Raw genomic sequence first — 18,980 nt, forward strand, 5'->3', positions numbered from 1 at the left:
CCCGAGTAATCCCCCAGATAATTGACCGCGGCCATTGGGCCAATCACAGCGATCGTCTTATAGCGCGCCTTGTCGATTGGGAGCAGATTGCCCTCATTCTTGAGGAGCACCATAGAGGCCGATGCCGCTTCCAGCGCCAGCGCTCTGGCCTCCGGCCCTCCGAAGGCGCGCCTGGCGTTGTGGACATCGATCGCCGCTTCCTCAAACAGTCCCAGGTCAAACTTGAGGCTCAGGACGGACGCCACGGCCGCATCCAGCGCGGTGTCGCTGATCTGGTGCTTCCGCACGAGCGCGACCAGGTGGGCATAGTTGACCCCATACGGCAGATCCACGGTGACGCCGGCCTGGAAGGCCCGGAGCGCAGCCGCCTCTTCCGTCGGCGCGACCCGATGCTTGGTCCAGAGCTGGTCGATGCCGAACCAGTCGGAGACGATCAGACCCGTGAAACGCCACTCACCGCGCAGCACGTCGCGCAGCAGCCACGGATTGGCGTGGCACGGCACCCCATCGATGTCACAATAGGCCGCCATGACCGCCGCGGGCCTGGCCCGCTCGATACACAGCCGGAACGGCTCCATGTGGATCTCACGCAGGACCCGGACGGAATGATTCGCGGGCCCCTGGTTAAGCCCGCCTTCTGACTCCCCGTGCCCAGTGAAGTGTTTCAGAGTGGCTGCGACATGCCCGGGCGCGATGGTGCCGTTGCAGCTCCCCTGGAACCCTCGTACCATCGCGCTCCCCAACGTCCCCGTGAGATACGGGTCCTCGCCGAGGGTCTCACCCGTCCGGCCCCAGCGCGGATCGCGGGCGACGTCGACCACCGGCGCCAGCACCATGTGCGTCCCCCGCGACCTGGCCTGGGTGGCGATCAGGGAGTAGACCCGCTCGATCAAGTCGGGATTCCACGACGACGCGATCGCGAGCCCGTGCGGAAAGACGTCGACGCCAGGCGCGAGGACACCATGGTGCGCCTCGTCGAGGATGATGGCCGGGATGCCTAGACGGGTCTCGGTGGCGAGATACCGCTGCACCCTGTTCCGGAACGCGATCGTCTCGTCCTGCGGCGTGTCGAACGCGGGGTTCAGCATGCCGAGCCCGTGCTGGAGCAGCGTCGCCATCTGCGCCGGGTGATTGAGCGCGTCGTTGGCAGACGTCGGCTCACGCGCGCTGCGGAGCTGCGCCACTTTCTCCTCGAGGGTCATCCTCGGGAGCAAGTCGGCCACGCGCGCCGCCGTGCACAGCTTCGCATTCTTGTACAGCGCTGGTGTCATCCCGACTCGTCGGCTCCCATCGGCAGCGCGCCGACGGCCCGCGCGAGAGCCCGCGTGCGCCGGCGCCACAGCGCGAACGCGGGCACACCGGCGGCGATGATGAGCGCGCCGTAGAGCGCGTTGCGCGGACCCGATAACACCACGCTCACGACGATGAACGCAGCCGCTACGATGAAGAAACTCGGAACCACCGGATAACCGGTGACGCGGTAGCCCGTGAATGCGCCCGCCGCGTCCCGCGCGTCGCGACGGTGGTACGCGAACACCGTCGCCACGATCATCGCCAAGAAGATCCAGTCGCCGAACGTGACGTAGTCGAGCAACTGCCCGTAGGTCCCCGACAGCACGAGGAGCGCCGCCCAGCCGGCCTGGAGGAGCAGCGCGCGGTGGGGCGTGTGATAGCTCGGATGCAGGGCCGCGACGCCGGCGAAGAAGAGGCCGTCGGCCGCCAGACGCTGCAGCACGCGCGGCGCCGCAACGATCATCATGTGTGCGCACGCCAGCGTGGACAAGGCGACCCCCACACCGATCAGCACGCCACCTTGTGGGCCCAGCACCAGTCGCACCGCGTCGGTCGCCGGTGCGGCACTCTTCGCCAGCCCGGCCGTACCGAGCACCCCCAGCAACGCGACGTTCACCAGCAGATAGACGGTGAGAACGCCGGCGATGCCCAGCACCATCGCGCGCGGGATGGTGCGCTCCGGCTGGCGGATCTCTCCGGCCACGTTGGTCACGTGGTTCCACCCGCCGTAGCTGAACACAACGGGAATGAGCGCGATGCCAATCAGCCGCACGGGCGGCCACCAGCCGCCCGGCTCACCGGCAGGCGCGTCCGCCACCACCGCGGTGGCAGCACCCGCGCCGCCGAGTCCGTGCACGCCGGCAAGGCCGATCACGATCAGCGCCGCGAGCGCCGCCAGCTTCAGCACGGTCAGCACGTTCAACGTCGTCGCGCCTGTCCGGATCCCTACGTAATGCAACACAGACAGCACGAGGATCGCGCCGATCGCGAGCGACGGTACCGCGGCCGGCAGCGCCGACGCGGGCACACCCAGCAAATCGGCCAGATACTGTGCGAACACCATGGCTAGGCCGGCGATGCTACCGGTGTTCACGACCAGCAGTGCCGTCCACCCATAGAGGAACGCCGGCAGCGGGCCGATGACCTCGCGCAGGCAGACATACACGCTGCCCGCTTCCGGCCGCCGGCTGCCCAGCTCGGCGAAGCACAGGGCGCCCGAGAGAGCCACGACGCCACCCACGATCCAGACGAACACAACGAGGGAGGCGCTTCCTGCCCGCTCGGCAACCACGGCTGGCGTGAGAAAGATGCCGCCACCGATGATGCCGCTCACCACCATCATCGCCGTGTCGAACAGGGTCAGGCGGCGCAGGTAGGTGGCAGGTGGAGGCGGATGGTTCATGACGTCACGGGGCCGCGTCCCAGACGTTGTTGCCGCGATCGATGTCGATCAGCCGCTGGTCGGGATCGATGGCGACCCGGCTCACCTTTCTCGCCGGAAAGGCGTATTGCCGCACATACGCCGTGCTGTTCATGGCCCACACTTCGGCCGGGTAGACGAAGTCCTGGTGCGTGCCGTCATCGAGCGTGATCCGGACGCGAAGCGGCAGCACGCCCCGCTCGTAGTTCCGGAAGCGTACCGTGAGCACCGTCGTGTCGCCTCGCAAATCGGTCCCCACGGAGCCGATGCCCTGATCGAAGCGCGCGTTGGTCAGGAACCATCCTCGCCAGAACCAGTCGAGCCGCCTGCCCGCGATGTGCTCCACCGTGCGAAAGAAGTCGGCCGGCGTCGGATGTTTGTACGCCCACGCGCCCATGTAGGCGCGGAGCGTAGCGTCAAATGTGGTCGAGTCCAGGATCTCGCCGCGCAGGAGATGCAGGCCGACCGCGACCTTCGTATACTGCACGAGTCCGCCCTGCGCACCGGGCAGGCGGTGGGCCGGTGTCATGATCGGTAGGCTCGTGCCCGATGAGAGCAGCGCCTCGATCGCGCGCTGGGAGCGCGCGACGCGCTGACTCAGCGTGCCCTGCTCGGGGTAGCGCCGCGCCTCAGCAAACGCATTCGTGAAGGTGTTGAAGCCTTCGTCTTGCCAGCCGTACGCGCGCTCGTTGGACCCGACCAGCATCGGGAACCAGGTGTGCCCTACCTCGTGCGTCAGCACCCCGAACAGCCCCGTCCGGTTCGCGCTCCGGCTCTGCATCGCGACCATCGGGTACTCCATGCCGTTCACCAGCCCCTCGACCGCCGACATCTGCGGATAGGGATACGGCGCCCACCGGTCGCCATACTCTTCGAGCGACGCGCGGATCTGCTCCACGGCCTCGCCCTCGCCCCAGACGTCGCGGGCGCTCGGCCGGTAGTAGGCCTGGAGCAATATCCCTCGCCAGGCGAGCGCGTCCCAGTGGTAATCGGGCGAGGCGGCCCAGACGGCGTCGCGTACGTTGCGGGCATGGAAGCGCCAAGTCCGCATGACGTTCGCCCCGGATGACGACGCCAGCGTCGCAGCCGCGCGCAGCTCCGCCGGGCTCACGATCGCGACCGGCTTGGTCGCTGTGCGCACCTGCTCGAGTCGGCGGAGCTGCGTGGGCGTCAGGACCGCGGCGGGATTCATGAGCGTGCCCGTCGCGGCGACGACGTAGCCTTCGGGCACGGTCACCTCGAGGGTGAAGTCGCCGTACTCGAGATAGAACTCGCTCTGCCCCAGGTACGGCTCGGTGTTCCAGCCGCGCACGTCGTCGTACACCGCCACGCGCGGGTACCACTGCGCGATCTGGTAGAGCGAGCCGTCCCGGCCCATGCGGTCCGCGCCGCGCTCCGGCACCTCGAACTGCCACGCGGCTTCGAGCACCGTGCTCTCGCCGGGCGCGAGCGGACGGGCAAGGTCCACGCGCATGACCGTCTCGCGGTCGTAGAGCCGCAGTGCGACCTGGTTGCGGCCGAGGCGCTGCGTGAAGCGGCCGATGACGTAGCCGGCGGTCGGCCGCCGCAGGCCGAAGCGGGAGTCGGGCGCGCTCGTCAGGTCATTGAGCGAGCCTGCGCGAAACATGTTCTGCTCGGTATGGAACCAGAGAAAGCCGAGCGTATCGGGCGAGCGGTTGGTGTAGCGCAGCTCGAGGGTGCCGTGCACGGTGTGCGCCGACGTGTCGAGGCGTGCGCGCAACGTGTAGTCGGCGCGCTGCTGCCAATAGCTCGGGCCTGGACGTCCGTTCGGCCTGCGACTGGCGCTCGGCGCGGGCTCGAGCGCGAGCGGCACGAAGATCGACGTGTCGCCGGCGGCGGCTGCACGCGACGACGCCGGCTGCTGCGCAACGACGTGTGTTACGGTGAGTAGGCCGAGAGCAGTGGCGACGGCGGCTTGTGCCAGCCGACGGTGACTCCCGCTCACGGGCGGGCGGGCTGCGCGGGACAGAGCTCAAACCAGTCAAACTTCGCGTCGATCACCGGAGTATCGCCACGGCTGCCCGCCATCGAGATGATGCCGATCTTCGGGTTCGCGATCCCATCGAGGGCCTCGCTCAGGAGCATGTCGGTGAACTGCACGCCGTCCGAGCTGTACGCGGCGCGCAGGAAGCGGCCATCGCTCGTGAAGCGCACCCAAACGCTGTCCGGGTAGGCCGCGCCGAGATCCGTGGTCGACTTGCCACTCGGCTGGCCATTATCTTCACGCATGAACTGAAAACGGCGGGCGTCCGCGGTGCTGCCACGCGCCTGGAATACCATCTTGGCGTAGTTGTCGTCGTCCCCGTAGACGACGAGCCCCGCCTGTTGGTAGCCCTGCCGCGCCGCCAGCGTCAGCCTCGCGGTCGCTGTGAGCGGCGTTCCCGGGAGTGGCTGCAGCACGATGTTCTCGGTCAGCTTCGGGTCGCCGGGCCAGATCAGGTCAGTCTTCGACGTCGGCAGCACGAGGTTCCCGTTCGCGACGCGCAGGTCCGAGGTCTCCCGCACGACCGTAGTCCAGCGCGAGCGGTCTAGGGCGGTGCCGTTAAAGTCGTCGCGACGGCAGGTCTCCGCCGCAGCCGGGGCTGCCTTCGTTTGGGCCGCGGCTGACTGCCCCGCAACAGGACGCGCAGCGGTTGTGAGAACGATACCGGCGAGAACACACGCCGCTCCGTGTTTGCCTGACGTGCCGTACTCCTCCACAAAGGAATCAGTGGCTCTCCAATTCAAGACGCCTTCAGCCCGTCTGACCCCCTATCGCGTGGCACGCGCTTCCCCATGAGGGGCGATGAAGCGCGGTCCAATGCAAGCGCCGGCCGTCATGCCCAAGCGCGCCAGTACATACACGGCTCGGCGGATGACTACGCGCATGTTCTCCCCCTTTTCGGTTGGTGGCCGCTTGCGTGTCTAGCGCGGCGACGCCCCACGCTCCGGCCAGAGGGTGGCCATGGTCTCGCCATCGTACAGCTCGCCGTTCTTCATCACGTAGCGGATGGTGAGCGTGTGCTGGATGTTCTCGAGCGGGTTCTGGTCCAGAACCGAGAGATCCGCGATCTTGCCCACCTCGAGCGAGCTGAGGTCCTGCTCGACGCCGAGGCCTTCGGCCGGCGTGAGCGTCACCGTGCGGAGCGCCTCGTGCGGGGTGAGGCCGCCCGCCACCATGCCCCACAGTCCCCAGTGCATGCCGATCCCGGGATAGTCGCCGTGGCTCGCCGGCGTCACGTGTCCCCCGCGGCGCACAATCTCGGCGGCCACCCGCACCTCGAAGAGGAAGGTGGCGTCCGAGTGGGGATCGTTGCGGGTGAGTTTGCAGATCTTCTCTATATAGTTTGGCCAGCCTGGCGGCGTGAACCGACGCAGCCTCGGATCGTGGCACCAGCGGCCGCCTTCGAAGTACGTCGAGGCCCGACCTACCCATGTGGGGGCCAGCCACAGCCCTAATGCGGCAGCCAGCCGCGGCCAATCTGGCACAATCCCGCTTCTATTGTCCGCGGGCCCATGCTCGAGCCCGCTGTACCCGTCCCACGCCTTGCCGATCTCGTGATGGCCCGTGATCGGGAGCCCCACCTCGCGCGCCGCCAGGACCCCCCACTGCCGTCCCCGGCGAGTCTGATGGTACCGCATCTTCAACAGGCCCGCGCCCAGCCGCTTGAAGTGCTGCGCGTAAAGGCGCACATCCTCCAGGCTCTCGAGCCGCGCGCGATACGTGCCGAGCTGCTGTCCCACGCCCATGTACCGGGGCCCGATCAGCTCGCCCGTCTCGATCCGCTCGCCCCACCCCAGGTGACTGACCGGCCCACCGACATCCCGTGTGGTTGTCACGCCGAACGCGAGGTCTGCGACGAGGTGCCTCTCGCTCCCCGGATGCGCATGCATGTCGATCATGCCGGGCACGATCGTCTTGCCGCTGACGTCGATCACCGTCGCCCCTTGAGGGATTCTGACGGATGCCTCCGAGCCGACCGCCGTGATCCGATCGTTCGTGATCACGATGGTGCCGCGCTCGATCACCTCGTCGCCCCGCATCGTGACCACGCGCGCGCCGCGCAGCGCCAGGGTGCCGCGCGTGAGCCGCCGCGGCGCGCGGAGCGTCACGGGGATCTCCTCCTGCGGCATGGCCCAGGGGGGCACGGCGCCCGCCACGGCGGTCCGCTCGACGGGCCCGTACGCCTCCGCCAGCGCGCGCGCCGGTTCAATGCGGTAGACCAGCGGGCCCGAGACCCACGTCAGCATCTTGCCGTCGGGTTCCCAGCGGGGATCCATCCCGGGAGCCAGCCGCACGATCGGGCCCCGGCCGAGCGAGTGTCCCAGCGGCACCGGCTGCGCCATCCCCCTCGCGAGCGGCGCCAGGTAGAGGTCCAGCTCGTCGAAGTACGCCACGTACCGGCCGTCGGGCGACGGGAAGATCTCGTGTAACGCGCCAAGATCATCCACGACATCAACCATGCTGGCGATCACCCGGCGATCGCGTCCCCTCAGGTCCACCGAGAGGAGCACGTCCCTGCCATCGCGGCCTCCGGCCACTTCCCGCAGGAGGATCCGGCGGCCGTCGGGTGTGAACGTGACCGGCGCAGCGTTGGAAACGCTGCCGATCACCGTGCGCGTGGGTCCCCCCGAACTCGGCAGGATCTGGAGAAGCCCGTCTCTCCCTTGAGGCCCGGTGTTGAGGACCGCCAGAAGCGTCCCATCGGGGGACCACGCGGGCCACTGGTAACGGGCGGGCGCCGTCGTGAGCCGCTCGGACGGGCCGCCGCCAGCAGGCACGCGCCACAGGTGCCCGCCTGCCGTGTCACTCCACGTCACGTACGCCACCCAGCGCCCATCCGGCGAGTACGCGGGATGCAGCTGCTCGACCTCGTGCGCCACCAGCCGCCGCGGCAGGCCGCCGGGCAGCGCCATGGTGTACAGCCGGTCCAGCGCCACGAACACTAGCGTGCGCCGGTCGGGGCTCACGGCCGGCCACCGCAGGAAGCGCACGGTCAGCAGCGAGTCGTTCGTCACCCGCCGCGCCGGCGGCCGCACGAACTCGCCCGCATCGAGCCGCACCCGCACCGTGAAGGGGAAGCTCTGGCGCGCGCCGCTGGCCACGTCGATCCGCTGCACCTCGCCGTCCTCGATCAGGAGCGCGGCGCGCGAGTCCGGCGTGAAGAAGTAGCGCCTCCCTGACCGCATCATCCCCGCCTTCATCGCGCGCACCAGTGGGCGATCCTCGTCCGTCCCCAGGTTGCGAAGGCGCAGCTCGACCTCCCGGTCCGTGTCGAGTTGCGCGGCCCGGTCATAACGGGGGACGTAGAGCAGCCACCGACCGTCCGGCGAGACGAGCGAGCCCCACGAGTCTGCCGGCAACCGGGCAATGGGCCGCGTGGCGCCCGTTGCCAGGTCGTAGCGTACGATCGCGCCGCCCTGCTCACCGTAAGCAGAGCGGCCGTCCGGGGAGAACCCTGCGTCGGCCAGGCCACCGGGGTGCGCGTCGCCCGTCGGCGCCGCAGAGCCGTCGGCTATGTGGTAGAGGCTGTCCCCCGCGACGATCGCCCGCCCGTCCGGCAGCCACCGCAGGGTCAGGGAAGATGGGACCGGACCAAGGAACGCGGCCCGCATCGTCTCGTTTGACCAACGATCATACGGCACCAATTGCCGCTCGCGCGTCACCGGCCGGCGCTCGCTGCCGTCGGCCGCCATCACCCAGATTGCCCCTGCGCCCGTCGCGTCACTTAGAAAGGCAATCCGCCGGCCGTCCGGCGACCAGACCGGGTCCGCATCCCACGCCAGTCCCCGTGTCAACTGCGTGGCCTCGCCCCCTGCGACCGGCAGCGTGTACAGATCGCCGAACAGCGAGAAGACGAACGTCCGGCCGTCGGGCGAGAGGTCCAGCTCCGGACGCATGCCGACCACCTGCCCCGTCTCGAAGGTGATCGTGCGCGCGGGCTGGATCGGAAGCAGACGGTCCAGCGCGCGCTGCGCCGCGCTGCGGCTCGACGCCGACACCTGGCAACCCAGCCAGAAAACCGCGCTCCCCGCGATCAGCACCAGGCCACTCCAACGCCCCACCCGAGCAAGTCTCCGCATTGAACCTCCCACCTCAAGACGGCGCTTGGTCACCCCGTCCCGCTGCTGCTTGGGCGCCCCGCCGGCTGCCGTACACCCTCACCCTCATGTCCACCTGAACGCTTGGGACCTCGATAGCCCGCTCCAGCTTGACCGAGAGCCTCTGGGGCAATGACGTCTGACCTGGCAGCAGTCCGCCGCTGGGGATGGTGCGCGAGATGTTTACGATGGACCCCGTGCGTCCTACGAGCTTCCCGTCCGCCCACAGGCTCGGCACGCCGACTTCGGAGGTGAGCGCGGTCACCTGGATCTTCACCGGCCCGACGATCGTGTCGTTCGAGGTGTTGAGGAGCTGGTACTCGAGCGCGATGGTGCGGGTTTTTGGATCCCAGACGGACGAGGTGAATTGGAGCTCGAGCGCCGAGGTGATGTCGCTGAGCGAAGCAAGCAGAGTCTCCGGCTTCGCGACCGTTCCCTCGACCGTGACACGCGCGGTGTACAGCTCTCCGCTTCCGGAGCGATTATCAATCCAGAACGCGTGGAAGGCGCCGTCGGCGCCTGCGGCCATCCCGGTGTAGTCCAATGCCCAAAGTCCCGGGTAGCCGTACCACTGGCGCAAGCTGACAGTGATCTCGTTCCCGGGAGCCCCTTCGGCGCGTTTCCCACCACCTTGCACCCGGGCCTCGGCCGGCGTCTCCGGCGGATTCTTTACCACATACCCATGGTCAGAAACTTTCACGCTCGGCAGCCAGGTCTCTCCTCCGTCCAGGGATGCGCTGAAGCGAAGGTGCGAATGGCTGGTGGTGGTGTCCTCTGCCGGATCGTACCACGTGACGCCGACGACGCCCCTCGGATTGACCGCAATTTTGGGGAGGGTATGATCGTGACCGGTCGGCCTGAACCCCACGCGTCGTGGCGGGGCGTCGCTCACCACCACGGGGCTGGACCAGGTCTTCCCCTCGTCATCGGACCAGGACACCAGCGGCCGACAGCGTCCTCCAGACTGATCCGGCCAAACGATGTACGCGCGGCCGTGGAACGGACCGCGGGAGTGGTCGGAGGCCATCCCGAACCCGAGCCCAGTCGTACGACAGTTCTCTGCCGGAGCGATATTGACCGAACTGTCAATATGAACCCCGCCGTCCCGGCTGGCCGCGACCGTCAGGAAGACCGGATTGTAGTCAGATGGCCCCGCGATTCGCCCCCTCCTCTGGTTGTTGAACGGCAGGAGCAGGGTTCCGCTCGGCAAGACGGTCCCGTCGCGGGGATGGTAATCCTCATTGTCGTTCCGCTCCGATCGCGTCCAGGTCAGGCCTCCGTCCGTCGAGTAGACGAGCCACACCCCTCTGCCGGTCGTGTTACCATAGATATACATCCTCGCTCGATACCGGCTGTTCGTCCGGTCGATCGTGAGCGTCTCGTAGTCAATCAAGGAGAGGTATCTCGGGGGCTCCCAGCTCTGTCCCGCATCCATTGAGCGATGGAGGTGCATCCCGTTGTCCCCGCCCATCCGCCAGTACTGATGGTTTGTGTAGTGCGTGCTGTCGCGCCGGGCGGTGTCGCCACGTGTCAGGTTGACGAAGAAGGCCTGATTGTCGAGGCCGAACTTGCACGCGGGATCCCAAACGCCGGTGAAGCGGGTGGCGGAGTCCTCAAGCGACAGAAACCAGCTCCGGCCCCCGTCATTCGAGATATAGAGAGCGGAGGTGGTCTGATTGCGCTGCTGCGAGAAGCGCATGCTGCACACCATGATGCGGTTCGCGTTGAATGGGTCGGCATCCGCGGTATACTCGCCATGCATCCACCCTGGCGAGGACGCGCTGACGAGGACGTTGGGCCCGACCGTGATCTTCGCCTGGGCGAAGAGACGGCCGCCAATCACAAAGCAAAGCCCGGCGGCGAAAAAGGCGGCACGGGTGACCGCCCGACGTCTCGAGATAAGCACTATGGAACTCCGTTCAGGCGACTGCCCGTTGACCCGCGGGGGACCCCAGCCGGACACAGCTCGAACCAGTCGAACTGCGCCTCGATCACCGGAACGTCCGGCCCCCCGGTGCCGGCCATCGCCAGCAACCCGATCCTCGGTGTCGCGATCCCCTCCAGACTCGGCGCCCGGAACCGTTTGGTCTCCGGGACCGCGGTGAACTGCTCGCCGTCCGTACTGTACTCCCCACGCAGCGTCTTGCCGTCAGTGCTCGTAAGCCGCAACCACACGACATCGGGATAGGCCCCGCCCAGCCTGGGGCTCAGGCTGCCGTGGCTTTCCCCGCTCGTCTCATTCCTGAACTCGAAATGGCGGTTCTCGGCGTCCTCCGTGCCACGTGCCTGGAAGACCAGCTTGATGTAGTTGTCATCGTCGCCGTAGACGACCAGCCCTGCTTGCTGGTACGCGGATCGCGGCGCCAGCGCCAGCTTGGCGGTCGCCGTGAACCGCCCCTGCGGCAGCGGCTGCAGAACGATGTTCCGGGTGAGCTGCTCCGGGGGATCGTCGGGCCAGATGAGATCGGTGTTCTCGGTCGGCAGGACCAGGTGCCCGTCGTGGACCCGTAGAGCCGCGGTCTCGCGGACCACTGTGCTCCAGCGTGGCCGGTCGAGCTGGGCGCCAGCGAAGTCGTCCCGGTGACCGCCCGGGCAACTCGCCCGCGGGCTCATTTGCGCGCGACCCATCCCTGCCGCCAGCAGGGACAACCCGGGCACGATCCACAGGGTGGAACGCTTCATTCCCATCTCCTTTCCACGACGAGCGTTCCCTCTACCTGGGGCTGCGCCGGGAGACACTCGTGGTCCGTCACGTCCTCGACGCGCAGGGGCCTGATATACGCCTGACCGGAATCGCGAGAACCGGAGGGCAGTCGCCAGGCGGAAGGCTTCCGCCGCCTGCTCCGGCCAGAGAATGCCGTTCCGGGTTGCTCTCCTTTACCCGGTGCACCAGAACCCGAAGGTGTCCCGCTCGGACCGGTCGATCGGCAGGTTGGTGGACGGGCCGTAGGATCCCCCGCGCCAGTAGGCTGCGGTCGGGAAGACGCTTTCGCTCGGCCGCCCGTACACCCGGACCAGCCGGCGCAGATCCCCCAGGCGCGTGCCGGTCGCGAACAGCCAGAAAGCGCGTTCGCGGAACAGGAGATCCAGGCGCGCCGCGGGCGTGCCCGGATCGGCCAGGGGCCCAAGCCCCTGATCCGCGCGGAGCGTGTTCAAGATCGTGAGCCAGTTGGGATCGCCCGCCTGAAGCGCCGCCTCGGCCTCGATCAGCCGGGCTTCCAGCCCGGTCGCGATCGGGATCGGGGAGGTGTAGCTCGGATACTTGGTCAGCCCATAAAACGGCGTGACACCATCCCGAGCCGTGTCCTTCGGGACCGTCGGCACCCGCGGGTCGTTCGCCGAGACGAAGTCCAGCCCGTTCCCCCCCTCCCGATCGGCCACGCTCCGGCCGGTCCCGGAGCCCCAGAGTTCCCCGAAGGGCCCGGTCGCGGCCAGGTTATTCTCCTGGAAGTCACCGTACGACGCTTGGTAGACGTAGGCGCTCGGCACGGCGGTCGCCGCGCTCGCGGCGTCCGCGAACCGCCCGAGCTGGAGCAGGGTGCGCGCCCGGCCCACCCGCGCGAAGTTGAGCACCCGCGCACTGTCCGCCGCCCAGGTCAGCGCCGAGTCGAACCGCGCCAGCGCATACGCGAACGCCTCTTCCGTCGTCACCGCCGGGCCGAGGATGACGTCGAAGTCCACGACCTCGTGCAGGGGGAACCCGGGGCAGTGGTTCTCGGCCAGGCGCATGGCCGCCCACGCGCGGACCGCGAGCATCTCGCCCACGTGCGCCTCGCGGGCGCCGGGCAGGGCGTAGCGCCGCAGCTTCTCGATCGCAATGGTCGCGTGGCGGCTGCGCACGGCCTGCCACTGTGCGTAGGCAGTCACCGCGCCGAACTCGAGCCTATCCTGATCTTGCAGGCTCGCGCGCATATCGAACAGCTGTTGGTCGTCGAAGGGGAAGGAAAAGCCGTCGACCCACGGGGGCTGCTCGTACCGAAACTCATCCGCGAGGAGCCCGCTCTCCCTGGCCGAACTCTCAACGGCCCTGAACAGCGCTGTGAGTGCGCTGCGGCGCAGCAGTTCCGCGCCGATGGGGCTATTCACGCGGTCTTCGAGCACCGCAATCGGGTCGTCCACTTCGAGCAAGCCATCACAGCCCGCGACGCTCCCTCCCACGAACAGCAGTAGCAGCCCCCGAGCCATGAGCGAGCCACGATGGTGCGGTGTGCAGTGCATCATGCAGTCCTCCCAGCAAAGCGTGCCGTCGCGCTAGAATCCAAGGTCGAGACGGACCGAGTAGGATCGGCCCAAGGGGATGCCGCTCGCCGCGCCCCCTCCAGAGATGCCGAAGGCTCCAACGGAAACGTGGTTCGGGTCGTGGACCTCCGGGTCGGCGCCGGTGAACTTGGACCAGAGCGCCAGGTTGCGGCCCGAGACGACGAGCGTGGCGCGCTGCAGGCGCGCGACCCGCGTGACGTGCGGCGGCAGGTCCAGCGCCACCGTGACCTCACGCAACCGGGTGAAGCCCGCTGGCTGAGGAGTTGCCGCAAGCAACATGCGCGCCTGCACCTCCACGGGCGTATTCCAGTCCACCAGTTCTCGACACGCGGCGACTATTGAACTCCTGGGGCACGCGTAGGGGTCGATTTGCGTGAAGCCGGACTGGCGCTCCAGGAGGGCGGAGATCCGCACGCGCCCTTCGAACAGACCCAGCACCGGGGACAACGCCTGGGTGCGCGGCGGGAAGCTTTCTCCCGCATACGTCAGCGTGTCAAACTGAATCTCGTTGAAGGACAGGACGCCGTCGCCGTTGCTGTCTTGCCACCCGCTGATCGGCTGATAGAACCGGGCGCCCAGTGGATAGCCCTCGCGGTAACAGCCCCATTGGTCATTCCCGGAACATGTAACGAGCCCGCGGCCGAGGTCGACCAGCTTCGTGGTGTAGTAGCTGTGTTGATACCGGAGGTCCAGGCTCACGACCCGGGTGTCCAGCACGCGCGCGTTGATCGTGGCCTCGAACCCGCTCTGCGTCGTGAGCCCCAGGTTGTCATAGATGGACCCCAAGCCGGACGGCAGGGGGACGAAGACGATTTGATCCGTGGTCCGGCGCGCGAAGCGGGTCACCTCGAGGTTCAGCCGGCCAGCGAAGGCGCTGGCGTCGAAGCCCAGCTCAGACTCCCGCGTCCGCTCGGGACGCAGATCCGGATTGCCCAGGGCGGTGGGCAGGTAGAGCTGCACCGTCTGGCTATCGATGACGCCGGACTGCAGCGAGAAGCCCGGCCGCGCCCACGCCGCATCCGCCTGCGCGCCGGAGGCGCCCAGCGCGAAGCGCAAGCGCAGCTCGTCCAGCCCGGGAATGCGGGGCATAAACCGTTCTGACGTCACCAGCCAGGACGCACCCAGCTTGGGATAGGCCGCCGCCTGGTAGGCGCGGCCGAACGCGGAGGCGCCATCCACGCGTACGGCGCCCGTCACGAAGAGCCGGTCGTTCAGCCCAAGCATCTGCTCCACATACCCGCCGAGTACCACAGACTCTCGATAGTTGTAAAAGTCCTGAACAAGCGTTGCGCCCGGAACCGCGGTTTGCCCCGGCGCCAAACCAGTCCCGAAGACCCCCACGGCATCGAGGAGTGTGCGCGTGTACTGGGCGCCGACGGCCGTACGCGCGCTGAGTCTGCCGCGGCGGGCGGTGGCCGAGGCCCCCAGATCCGCGGTCAACGACAATTGGCGCGTGCGGGTTTCCTCGACCGAGCCGCTACTCAAGACGCGGTTCGCCGGCTGATCGCCCTGGCGGGCGAGGGCATGCTTGCGGCTGCCGAGCAAGTCCAGCCCGAGCCTCGCGCGCGCCGACAGCCAACGCAGGGGGCGCCAGTCGCCATTGAAGGTGCCGACGAAGCGATCCACATCGTCCGTCGACCACCTGGCGAACGCGGTCTCCGGGCTGCGGCCGAACGACGCCAGGGGATACGGGTTGGCCGGAGTAACCCACATGAGGGGTCCGTCGTAGCCGAACCCGGCGACGGTGAGAGCGTTGGTCGAGCTGTGGACGTACCCGGTGTTGAGACGCAGATCCAGCGTCTGCCCCAGCACCGCGCTCACATTGCTGCGCAAGTTCAGGTTCCCGGCCGAGTTCGGCTCCCGCCACTCCGGCGGCAGCTCACTAAGGCCAAGCCGCGCCTTCAGGTCATCGACGAAGGCGGGCGGCATGCGGATCGCACCCGTCGCATCCGTGAAATCCGCCGAGAAGTAGTACTGCAAGTCCGCAGCGCCGCCGGAGACGTTGAGCCCATACTGGTAGGTCGGCTTGGGCGCGAAGATCGAGAACTGCGGGTCCTTGTGCGCAATCCGGAGCAGCGTGACACTGTCCTGCTGCGTGCATGAACCCGACTCTTTCCGCTCGAGGGTGCAGCTCAGGTTCGGGTTGTTCGGGATGCCGTTCACCGTGCCCCAGCCCCACCAGATGTCCCGCATTCTCCCAGTCGGGATGTTCGTCGTCGTCCCGCTCGCGTACGCGTTCCAGCGCGGTGGGCCGGCGCGGCCGCGCTTCGTCGTGATGACGACGACGCCGTTCGCCGCGTCCGTGCCGTAGAGTGTGGCGGCCGACGGGCCCTTCACCACCTCGACCGACTCGATGTCGTTGGGATTCAGATCGTTCAGCGGACTGGTTGGTTCGGTGGACCCAGGACAGGCACCGGAGCACAGGGGTGTCCGTTCATCCGTGGTGTAGCGCACGCCGTCGATGATAAATATCGGCTGGTTAGTCAAGCCAAATGAGTTGGGGCCGCGGACGAGCAAGTTCACACGACCGCCCACCGTGCCCTGCGTCTGGAACACCTGTAGCCCTGGCACGCGCGCAGTGAGCAACTCAGTCAGGGTGGTCACTGGCGCTTCCTTTACCAGCGAGTCCGCGTTGATCCGCCCCACCACGTGCCCGAGCTCGAGCAGCCGCCGCTCGCCCGTGGCCGTCACCACGACGGCTTCGAGCTCACTCGGCGCGGCCCGCAGGGTGACGTCCACGATCGCTTCCTGGTCGGCCTCCACCGTTACAGGCTGGGTGAAGACCCTGTACCCGATGCGGCGCGCCGCGAGCGTGTAGGGGCCCGGTGTCACATCAGCCATCCGGTAGCGCCCGTCCGCATCGGTCATCGCGCGCCAGCGGGTGCGGTTGAGGAACACGCCCACCCCGACCACCGCCTGGCCGCTCGCCGAGTCCGTCACCCGGCCGGTGACGGTCCCTGTCTGGAACAGCGTGCCGCGCCGCACCAGTGCCGCCCGGCCGTTGGGGCTGAACACGACGTCGAGCCCGGCGTCGAACAGCACGTCCGTCAGCGCGGCGACGACGGTGATTCCCTCCGCGTGCAGGCGGACCCGCGCGCGCGCCGGCAGCACGTCGTCGCTGTACACGAGGCGCAAACCCGACTGCCGGACGATCTCAGCCAGCGCCTCCTTCACCGTGGCCCCGTTGAGAGCGAGCGAGAGCCGCTGACCCAGCAGGGGCGTCGCGCGCACGTCCACGGGCACGAGCCGGGAGTCGGAGGCGAGCAGGAACCGCGGGGAGCGGTCCAGCTCCTGCTGCTGAGCATCGGCGCGCTGGCCGCTCGCCAACGCCGCCAGCGTGACGACAACGAAGAACCGGCGCATAGTCCTTCTCCTCATCGAGAATCCAACCGGAACACGACCGACCTGCCGTCCCGCTCCACACGCGCATCAAGTGAGCGGGCGATCCACTCCAGAACCTGGGACACCGGCTCGTGGCGGAACGAGGCCGTCAGCCTCCGGTCGGCGAGCGCCCGGTCCGCTACGCGGACATCGAGGTCGTACCACCGGCCTAGTGCGGGCGCGACCTCCCGCAGCGGCGTGGCGTCGAAGACGAGGGTCCCTTCGGTCCACGCCAGGTACGGCGCGAGATTCACGTTGGGCGTGAGGATCGCGGTGCCGGAGGAATCGAGGCGCGCTAGGTCGCTGCGCGCGAGCGTTAGCAGAGCTGGTGACTCGCCCGCGTCTTCCGTGATGCGGCGCAACGCCACGAGCCCCGACACGACCACGACCTCGACGCCACGCCTCTCGGGATACGCGGCGACGACGAACTCGGTGCCGAGGTCCTCGACCAAAGCGTTCGCGGCGCGCACGCGAAAGGCGCGGGTACTATCGTGCTGCACCTCGAAGTAACCCTGGCCCTCCAGCCATACCTCCCGCGCGCTCCCCGAGCCGCCCCGGCCACGGGCGCCGAGTGCCCTCGAGAACCTGAGGCGACTCTCCGGCGCCAGCACCGCGCGGCTCCCATCCGGCAGGTAGAGCGCGGCGCGCTGGCCACGGCGTGTCTCCACTTCGCGCATCGCTACCGGTTCCTCGCGCTGGCGCAGCTCGACGGCAACCGTCGCGCTAATCAGGAGGACGACGGCGGCCGCCGCGACCGCTGGCAGGAACCGGAGGGATGTTCGGGCCGGCCAGCGGCCGAAGCGGGCTGCGGAGCGGACGCGTTCCGGCACGAGCGCGGGCCGCCCGGGCGGCTGCTCGAGCTGCGCGGCGATGCGGTTCCACACGGCGTCGTCAGGGTCGAATTCGGGCGGCTCGCGACGGGTCCAGATCGTTCGCAGAGACTCGAGCAGCTCGGCGTTGGCCGGATCGGCCGCGATCCAGCGCTCGACCGAGGCGGTCTCCGCCGGGCTAGCCTCGCCGCTCAGGTAGCGCGCGAGGGTCAGCGAGTCAGGAGGACTGATCTGGTCAGCCACAGAAGGGCACGCGTTTCCTGGTCACACCCGGAGAACGCACGCCGAGGGCGGGAACCCTTACAGAGGAGGGAGCGTCGAGCGGCTAGAGGCCCGGCGCGGTCAACCGCGCCAGCTTGCGAGGCGCTCGCGCAGGACCGTAAGCGCTCGACCCATCTGTACTTCCACGGTCTTCACCGAGATGCCCATCGCCTGCGCGACTTCAGCGTAGCTCAGGTGATGGTACCGGTTCAGGCAGAACACTTCGCGACAGCGCTCGGGGAGCTGGTTCACCGCTAACTCAATGGCGTCCTCGACCTCGCTCGCCCGCGCTCGCTCGTCCGCCCAAGCGGGCGACTGCGATCGCAAGCCGCCGTCTGCCGCACCGCAGACCCGTTCCCGGAACCGCGTCTCCACCCGCTGATGGCGAACATAACTGATCGCACGATTCCGGGCGGCGCGGAACAGGTAGATGTTCAACGGGACCGCCACTTCCCACTCGTGGCGTTGCTCCCAGATGCGCAGGAACAAGTCCTGGATGACCTCCTCCGCGGCTTCACGTGACCGCAAAAAGCGTTGGAGGAACGCCCCGAGGTCGTTCTTGTACGCCCGGAACATCGCCTCGAACGCCGACACGTCGCCGGTCCGAATGCGCTCGACCCAAAGGCGGTCGCGCGCCGCGACCTGCTCGACCGGAGACGACGCCGCGCGGCCGGAAGGGAGCGTCACCGAAGGCCTCGAGTGGGATGCGGGTGCATGCGTGAGAGTACCGCGCGTGGAGCCGGTCGTCAAACGGCGGTTCGCTGGCGTGGTACGGGGAGCGCAATGGTCAGCACGGTGCCTCGCCCGACGGCGGACTCGACGGTCACGTCGCCGCGGAATATCTCCTGGGCCAAGTTGCGCACCAGGGATAAACCAATGCCGCATCCTTCGCCGCCTTGCTTCGTGGTGAAGCCGGGCTCGAAGATCCGCTCGAGATGCCCCGGCCGGACTCCCACGCCCCCGTCTCGCACGAGCAGCCGCAGCATCTCACCGTCGCGTTCCAGTTTCACCCATACCGGGAGACTACGCCCGTGTGACGCCGCGACCGCGTTGCGGATGAGGTTGGCGAGAATCCGGTAAAGCGCGTTCGGGTCGCCCCGGAGGAAGACCGGGCCGAGGGCGATCTCGTCTTGCAGCACCACACCCCGTTTGCGTGCCAGCGGGCGCTCGAGCGTCACACAAGAGCGTACCACCTCCGCCGCGTCGAACCGCTCCGAGGAGGCTGCGGCGCCGCGGGCGCGATCCTGGATCGCCCGGAGATACGCCACCGCCCGCTCCATTCCGCCCGTCACATTGCCCAGCTCTTCCAGCAGCAGAGGCCGGAGCCTCGTGTCCAAGCCATGCTCGTCGCCGAGCAAGTCGCGGCAGAGCTCGATCGACGCCAGCGCGGCGGTCAGCGGACTCGCCACCTCGTGCGCGATCACGCTGGGCCG

General features: G+C 68.3%; 12 protein-coding genes. All 12 read right to left on the reverse strand.

Annotation, left to right across the window (positions count from 1 at the left end; genetic code table 11):
* Nucleotides 1-1,202: glycoside hydrolase family 3 protein (locus VGV13_08735; GenBank protein HEV8641169.1), on the reverse strand; the 1,202-nt coding region annotated here is incomplete at its 3' end.
* Nucleotides 1,203-1,267: 65 nt separating this feature from the next.
* Entirely contained in the window at nt 1,268-2,695 is a 1,428-nt protein-coding gene (locus VGV13_08740; protein ID HEV8641170.1) for an amino acid permease, read from the reverse strand.
* Nucleotides 2,696-2,699: 4 nt separating this feature from the next.
* Nucleotides 2,700-4,454, reverse strand: a complete 1,755-nt coding sequence (locus VGV13_08745; GenBank protein HEV8641171.1) for a M1 family metallopeptidase — start codon at nt 4,452-4,454, stop codon at nt 2,700-2,702.
* Between the two features lie 221 nt (nt 4,455-4,675).
* Complete coding sequence (locus VGV13_08750; protein HEV8641172.1) at nt 4,676-5,434, reverse strand: DUF1349 domain-containing protein; 759 nt, start codon at nt 5,432-5,434, stop codon at nt 4,676-4,678.
* Between the two features lie 204 nt (nt 5,435-5,638).
* Nucleotides 5,639-8,758: an amidohydrolase family protein gene (locus tag VGV13_08755; protein HEV8641173.1), complete on the reverse strand. Its 3,120-nt coding sequence runs from the start codon at nt 8,756-8,758 to the stop codon at nt 5,639-5,641.
* A gap of 52 nt (nt 8,759-8,810) precedes the next feature.
* A complete protein-coding gene (locus tag VGV13_08760; protein ID HEV8641174.1) occupies nt 8,811-10,721 on the reverse strand; it encodes a sialidase family protein in 1,911 nt (636 codons plus the stop codon).
* The gene (locus VGV13_08765; GenBank protein ID HEV8641175.1) at nt 10,721-11,497 is read right to left on the reverse strand and encodes a DUF1349 domain-containing protein; all 777 of its coding nucleotides are present in this window, start codon (nt 11,495-11,497) and stop codon (nt 10,721-10,723) included. Before VGV13_08765 ends, VGV13_08760 begins: the two co-directional genes overlap by 1 nt.
* A 195-nt stretch (nt 11,498-11,692) precedes the next feature.
* Nucleotides 11,693-13,036 carry a hypothetical protein gene (locus VGV13_08770; GenBank protein HEV8641176.1) on the reverse strand — a complete coding sequence of 448 codons (1,344 nt, stop codon included), beginning with the start codon at nt 13,034-13,036 and terminating at the stop codon, nt 11,693-11,695.
* Nucleotides 13,037-13,066: 30 nt separating this feature from the next.
* Nucleotides 13,067-16,438 carry a TonB-dependent receptor gene (locus VGV13_08775; protein HEV8641177.1) on the reverse strand — a complete coding sequence of 1,124 codons (3,372 nt, stop codon included), beginning with the start codon at nt 16,436-16,438 and terminating at the stop codon, nt 13,067-13,069.
* An 11-nt stretch (nt 16,439-16,449) separates the two neighbouring features.
* Nucleotides 16,450-17,529 (reverse strand): FecR domain-containing protein, encoded by a 1,080-nt coding sequence (locus VGV13_08780; protein HEV8641178.1) that lies wholly within the window; start codon nt 17,527-17,529, stop codon nt 16,450-16,452.
* A 99-nt stretch (nt 17,530-17,628) separates the two neighbouring features.
* The gene (locus tag VGV13_08785) at nt 17,629-18,234 is read right to left on the reverse strand and encodes an RNA polymerase sigma-70 factor (protein HEV8641179.1); all 606 of its coding nucleotides are present in this window, start codon (nt 18,232-18,234) and stop codon (nt 17,629-17,631) included.
* Between the two features lie 59 nt (nt 18,235-18,293).
* Nucleotides 18,294-18,980, reverse strand: a 687-nt coding sequence (locus tag VGV13_08790) for a HAMP domain-containing sensor histidine kinase (protein ID HEV8641180.1), incomplete at its 5' end; no start/stop codon positions are given.

The sequence above is a fragment of the Candidatus Methylomirabilota bacterium genome (assembly GCA_036001065.1).
In the GTDB taxonomy this organism is placed as follows: Bacteria; Methylomirabilota; Methylomirabilia; order Rokubacteriales; family CSP1-6; genus MNEF01.